Source organism: Microcystis sp. M165S2 (genome assembly GCF_020245885.1).
Lineage (GTDB): Bacteria > Cyanobacteriota > Cyanobacteriia > Cyanobacteriales > Microcystaceae > Microcystis.
Window position 1 is genome coordinate 1 of the sequence record NZ_JADBTZ010000305.1, and the last position, 5361, is coordinate 5361.

Sequence of the window (5361 nt, forward strand, 5' to 3'; positions counted from 1 at the left end):
AAAACGGACGGGTCGAAAGTGTCAGACTTAAGCAATTAAGCGTTTTTCGCTATCTGCGTCAACCCCGTTGACGCGACCACCCTAAAAAAGTGGCGTGGTGAGGAATCGCCGTCCGTTTTACGGCGGCGAGGATGTCAAATGGTAGCTATTTTTCGTGAGTACTTCCAGACCTTTAAAGGAAAAAAGACTGCCAAGGCTAATGACCCCAAAAGAAGAGCAAGCGCACTTCGGAATACGCAACTAGAATGCCATTAACAATGTCAGAAGTCATTCGAGATTTCGCTCTTGAGACTAGACACTTATTTTTAGCTGTGGTTCGCTGTTCTATACTGGCCTTTGTTTCATCCCATCGGTAAAACCGAGGGTCTTCACCCGACATTGCAGATAAACCTTTTCTACCCGGGGAGAAAAACCGAGCCATTGACGAGATAAACGAGCAAAAGTGTCAGGATCACCGCTAACTGCGAAGTTGGTAGGTAGGGGTGTTTCGGGATTTTTTAGACCTAATAATTCTAGTTCTTTTTCCGCCGCTCGGACAACGGAAGCGGCGGGATCTACCAACCGCACGGAACTAGGTAAAAGACGACGTAAAACCGGGGAAAGATGGCGATAATGGGTACAACCATAGACCAGAGTATCAATATTTTCTGCTAGTAAAGGCTGAAGATATTCCCTAGCCACCTGCGTGGTGTAGGGGTCAAAAATGCGGTTAGCCTCGATCAAAGGGACAAATTCAGGACAGGGAATTTGCCAAACTTGGGCAGTAGGATCGATTTCTTGAATCGCTTGTTTATAGGCATTACTTTTAGCCGTAGCGGGAGTAGAAATCACCCCAATGCGCTTTCCTTTTTGCACGGCAGTTTTTGCCCCGGGTAAAATTACCCCCAAAATTGGTAAATCTTTAAATTCGGCCTGTACTTCTTCTAAAGCCAAGGCGGAACTGGTATTACAGGCCATAATCACCATTTTCACCCGGTGCTCGCTCATCCAAGTGAGAATTTCCCGGACAAATTCGATAATTTCCCCTTTAGAACGGGTTCCGTAGGGAAGTCTAGCGGTATCAGCGAAATAGAGAATCGATTCTTGGGGCAGTTGTCGATACAACTCCCTTAAAACGGTCAGTCCACCCACGCCACTATCAAACACACCAATCGGACTAAGTTGTGATTCTCTCATAGATATCGAGGAAAACGCTGATCTAAAGTAGCTTTATTTGATGATATTAAAACACGGATTTTTTGATTGGTAAACTAATGCTCCAATCATTTAATCATTAACGGAGATTTCGTTGAATATATTCAATAATACCCCTTGCGATCGCCGCCGCCATTTGTCGTTGAAAGTTGGCATTGGCTAATTTAGCAGCATCCTCAGCGCCGGTAACGAAACCCACTTCCACGAGGGTAGAGGGCATTTTCGAGGTTCTCAGCACATAGAAACGCGCCCGACGCACCCCCCGATCGCGCATATCGACACTGCGGACAATATTGCGGTGGATGGTATCCGATAAACGGCGATCACCGAAGTAATAAACCTCTATGCCATTGACATCCGGTCGTGCTTTCCCCATAGAGTTAGCGTGGATACTGACAAATAGATCGGCATCGATCTGGTTAGCCAGATCCGTGCGACCTTGCAGGGTGACAAAAAAGTCGCTATCTCTAGTTAGACGCACATCGATGCCCTGTTGTTGCAGGATGCGGGTAACTTCTAGGGAAATGGGCAGAATTACGTTTTTTTCCTGAAGGCCACCAATTCCGATCGCCCCCGGATCCTTACCCCCGTGGCCCGGATCGATCACCACTAGAAAGCGGCTATTGCCTTGTCGGGGGGGATTAGGAGTGGGGTTAGAGGGGCGCGGAGGTGGGTTAAATTGCCCCGTATTTGGGGGTAAAGGGACAGGTATAGTGGTGGAGTCAGGAACCTGAGAAACGGGGCTAGAATTGGGGGAGGAAAGCAATTCTAGGGCTAGGGTTTGATTGCCCGTTTGAGTTAATTGTCCCAGTTGAAAACCCGCGGCCGTCTGTACCAAAATCAGCACCTTATTGGCACTTTCCTGACGTACCCGCAATTGATAGATGGGACTATGGCGGCCGAAGCGCGGACCGCGGAAAGACTCGGCTAACTTAGCATTTTCGATGCGTAGTTCATAGACACCATCCCGGTTAACACTGCCGTTAGCTTTCAGGGGTAAATCCGCGCGAATTAAGAGGCGATCGTTATTGCCCGTCAGATCGATCGAGGAGATGGTGGCCAAACGACTGCTAGAAGGGGGATTATTGGCAGTTTTCGCCGGGGGATTATTGGGACGGGGAGTGGGATTGGTGGCCTGAGTCGGGGGAGGTGAGGAGATATTATCCACGGAACCCAGACCGCCCCTAGGCAGTAAAACCAAACCACCAAAACGACTATAGAGAGCTTGCCAATCGGGACTATCCTTATTAACGCTCAGGGAAATCTTGGCCCGTTGATTGGCAGTCTGACTGAATTGAATATCACCGACCCCATAGCGATTGACGGGGATAGTTTGACCGGTGAGACTGCTGGGTAAAGTGGCCCCGGGTAATTCAAATTCGATTTTTTTGCCGTCCCGGCTGCGTTGACTGCGGATCGATCGCTCATCACCATTTTGCTCTAAACGGACAAAAAGACCATTGCGAGTTACCTGAAAATCATCGTTGTTGTCCGTCTGGCTAACTGGAGGTGGGGGAGTGGGACGGGTGGAACCGCGATCGGGGGGAGGTGTGGGGTCAGGGGTGACGGGTGGTTGCGTTTCCTCCCTAATCGGTTGGGGTTCTGGCAATTCCACTGTCCATTGGGTGGGCGAAATTCCGCGAATTTTTACCTGTTGAGGATCAAAGGTGTAGCCTGGGGCCAATTCAATCACTAAACGGGTAGTTTCCGCATCAAATTGACCAATACGGACACTTCTGACGATATTGCCAATGGGCCGGTTAATATTGGGTTGCCCTAACTTGATCCCGGGCAGATCGATCACGATCCTGGTGGGGTTAGTGATCATTTGCGCTCGCGGTTGCACTCGATTGTCGGTGGTGAACACCAGACGATTCTCATTGGTGTCGAATCGCCAAAAGACGAGCTTGCCTGCCCAAGCAGGGGCCGCCACCAGCAACCAAGTTAATGCGCTTAGGAATAACCAATGAAATCTCACGCTCGATGCTCCCGTTGCTCAGTTATCAATTACCTTTTTTCGGTAAAAATGGACAATTTTGTCGATTTTTGGCCATCCATAGCTCCGTTAATGCTCTGAGAATGACTATCAATAAAAACAAGCTTATGGGACGTTGGAACAGTCTGCTATGTTTCTGATCAGTTATCAGGGATCAGTTATCAGGGATCAGTTATCAGTTATCAGTTATCAGCTTCTGAAGGCAATAGGCAAGAGGCTCCAAAAAAGAATCTGGCAATTCTCCTACCTAAAAATAAGGTTAGAAACTAAGTACATCAAAGCTTTTAGCTTAACAAATTAGGATTTAGATTCGGCCCTTGTTATCAATGAAAAGACGGCACTGTTAGTGCCACTTAAATACTGGTAACTTATACACTGCCACTGGTAACTGCTCACTGCTCACTGCTCACTGATTGAGGGCTGGCGGTAGGTTCTTTAAATACTAACCTTAACAGGGGCGGAGCGATAAAGGTAGTCAAGATCACCATCATAATAATGGCCGCATCGGCAGCGGGGGATAAAGCGCCACTAGCAGCCCCGACTCCGGCAAAGACTAAACCCACTTCACCCCGGGGAATCATGCCAACTCCGATCGCCAAGCGATTGAGTTTTTCCTGACTGAAAACTGCTAACCCCGTCACCACTTTACCAAAAATAGCGACGACAATTAGGAAAGCGGCCAAGACTAATCCTTCTCGATTGGTGGGAATAGCGGGATTAAGGACACTTAAATCGGTTTTTGCCCCCACACAGACGAAAAATATCGGTACAAATAAATCGGCGATCGGGAACACTTGTTCTGCCAATTCCGAGCGCTTTTCCGTTTCCCCTAGGACCAGGCCCGCGGCAAAGGAACCGAGAATCGCTTCTAGTTGGATAACTTGGGCAATATAGGCAAGAATAAAGGCGAAAATCAGGGAAACTAAGAGCAATTGTCCCCTAGTTTTCATGCTATTAACTAATTGAACGTAAAAGGGGCTTAAAAAACGACCGATCAGGATCGCCCCCACCACAAAAGCGCTGGAACTAATAACTAGATAAATTACTTTGCTAATCTGCACTTCTCCGGTCTTCACCAAAGAAGCAACGACAGCGAGGATGATAATACCGAGAATATCATCGAGAACCGCTGCCCCGATGATAATTTGACCTTCTTTGGCCGATAACTGCCCTATTTCTGCTAAAACCTTGGCGGTAATGCCGATACTGGTAGCGGTTAAAGCTGCCCCGGCAAAAATAGCGGGAATGGTGGCCAGATGAAAGATATAGATTAAACCCAAAGTACCCACCAAAAAGGGAACCGCAACTCCCACCACTGCGACGACGGCTGCCTGCGGACCGACGCGAATTAATTCCTGCAAGTCTGACTCTAAACCGATCTCGAACAGTAGGATAATTACCCCCAATTCCGAGAGGACGGAAATCACCTCACTGGCAGCACTAAAAACGGCGGGAGATTGCTCCGGGGTGAGGGGGGAAGTGGATTGTAGGAAGTGAATTAGGAGAGAATCCTCGAATCCCGCTCCTCCTTCCGGAAAAACCAGTAATTTTAGGGCAGAAACCCCGATAATCACGCCACCGACTAATTCTCCTAACACGGGAGGCAAGTTCAATCGGACGCATATTTCTCCCCCCAGTTTACAGGCGAAATAAATAACGGTCAAACTCAGCAGCACGCAGGCTAAAACTAAGGCACTATCGGCAGTTTCGGCTGTAGCTGCTGCGGCTAACAGGGGAATGTTAAAACTCCAAGCGGAAGAAAGGAAAGGCTGTAGTATCATCGCTCGCTCAAAATTACTCTCAATACTCTAACAAGCTTGCGGCCCATTCAGTCATCCCTGATCAAAGTTTGCCCTTTGTCCAGCTTCTACGACTAGGGTGGTTTCATAAAAAAAGAGAATAAACTACAGAGTGTAAATAGGGTTTGCGGCAAAAAGTTATTGAAAAGCACAGGTCTCTTAATCAATGATTTCACTTAGCTACAAGCATAAGCTTTAGTTGTTGATTAATCCCTAAGTTATAACTTATCGTAATCATTGACCGAGAAAAAGTGCTGTTTTTCCATTTCAGACATAAAAAAGCCCAAAAAACCTGCCTCAACAGGTTAGAAAGATTCATGACTAAAAAAGTAATAGCAATCGCTGAAAAGGAAGTATGAGGAAGTTTAGCCA

At 47.5% G+C, this 5361-nt stretch carries 3 protein-coding genes and 1 pseudogene; all 4 read right to left on the minus strand.

The genetic code is table 11. The features are described from left to right. Positions 1-324: 324 nt before the first annotated feature. A complete protein-coding gene (gene murI, locus IM479_RS15240) occupies positions 325-1176 on the minus strand; it encodes a glutamate racemase (RefSeq protein WP_287077402.1) in 852 nt (283 codons plus the stop codon). A 97-nt stretch (positions 1177-1273) separates the two neighbouring features. Beyond that, the gene (locus IM479_RS15245) at positions 1274-3172 is read right to left on the minus strand and encodes an N-acetylmuramoyl-L-alanine amidase (protein WP_287684580.1); all 1899 of its coding nucleotides are present in this window, start codon (positions 3170-3172) and stop codon (positions 1274-1276) included. A gap of 410 nt (positions 3173-3582) precedes the next feature. After that, complete coding sequence (locus IM479_RS15250) at positions 3583-4971, minus strand: cation:proton antiporter (protein ID WP_287684581.1); 1389 nt, start codon at positions 4969-4971, stop codon at positions 3583-3585. A gap of 190 nt (positions 4972-5161) precedes the next feature. Continuing rightward, a pseudogene (locus IM479_RS15255) lies at positions 5162-5361 on the minus strand (IS5/IS1182 family transposase); the annotation flags it as partial.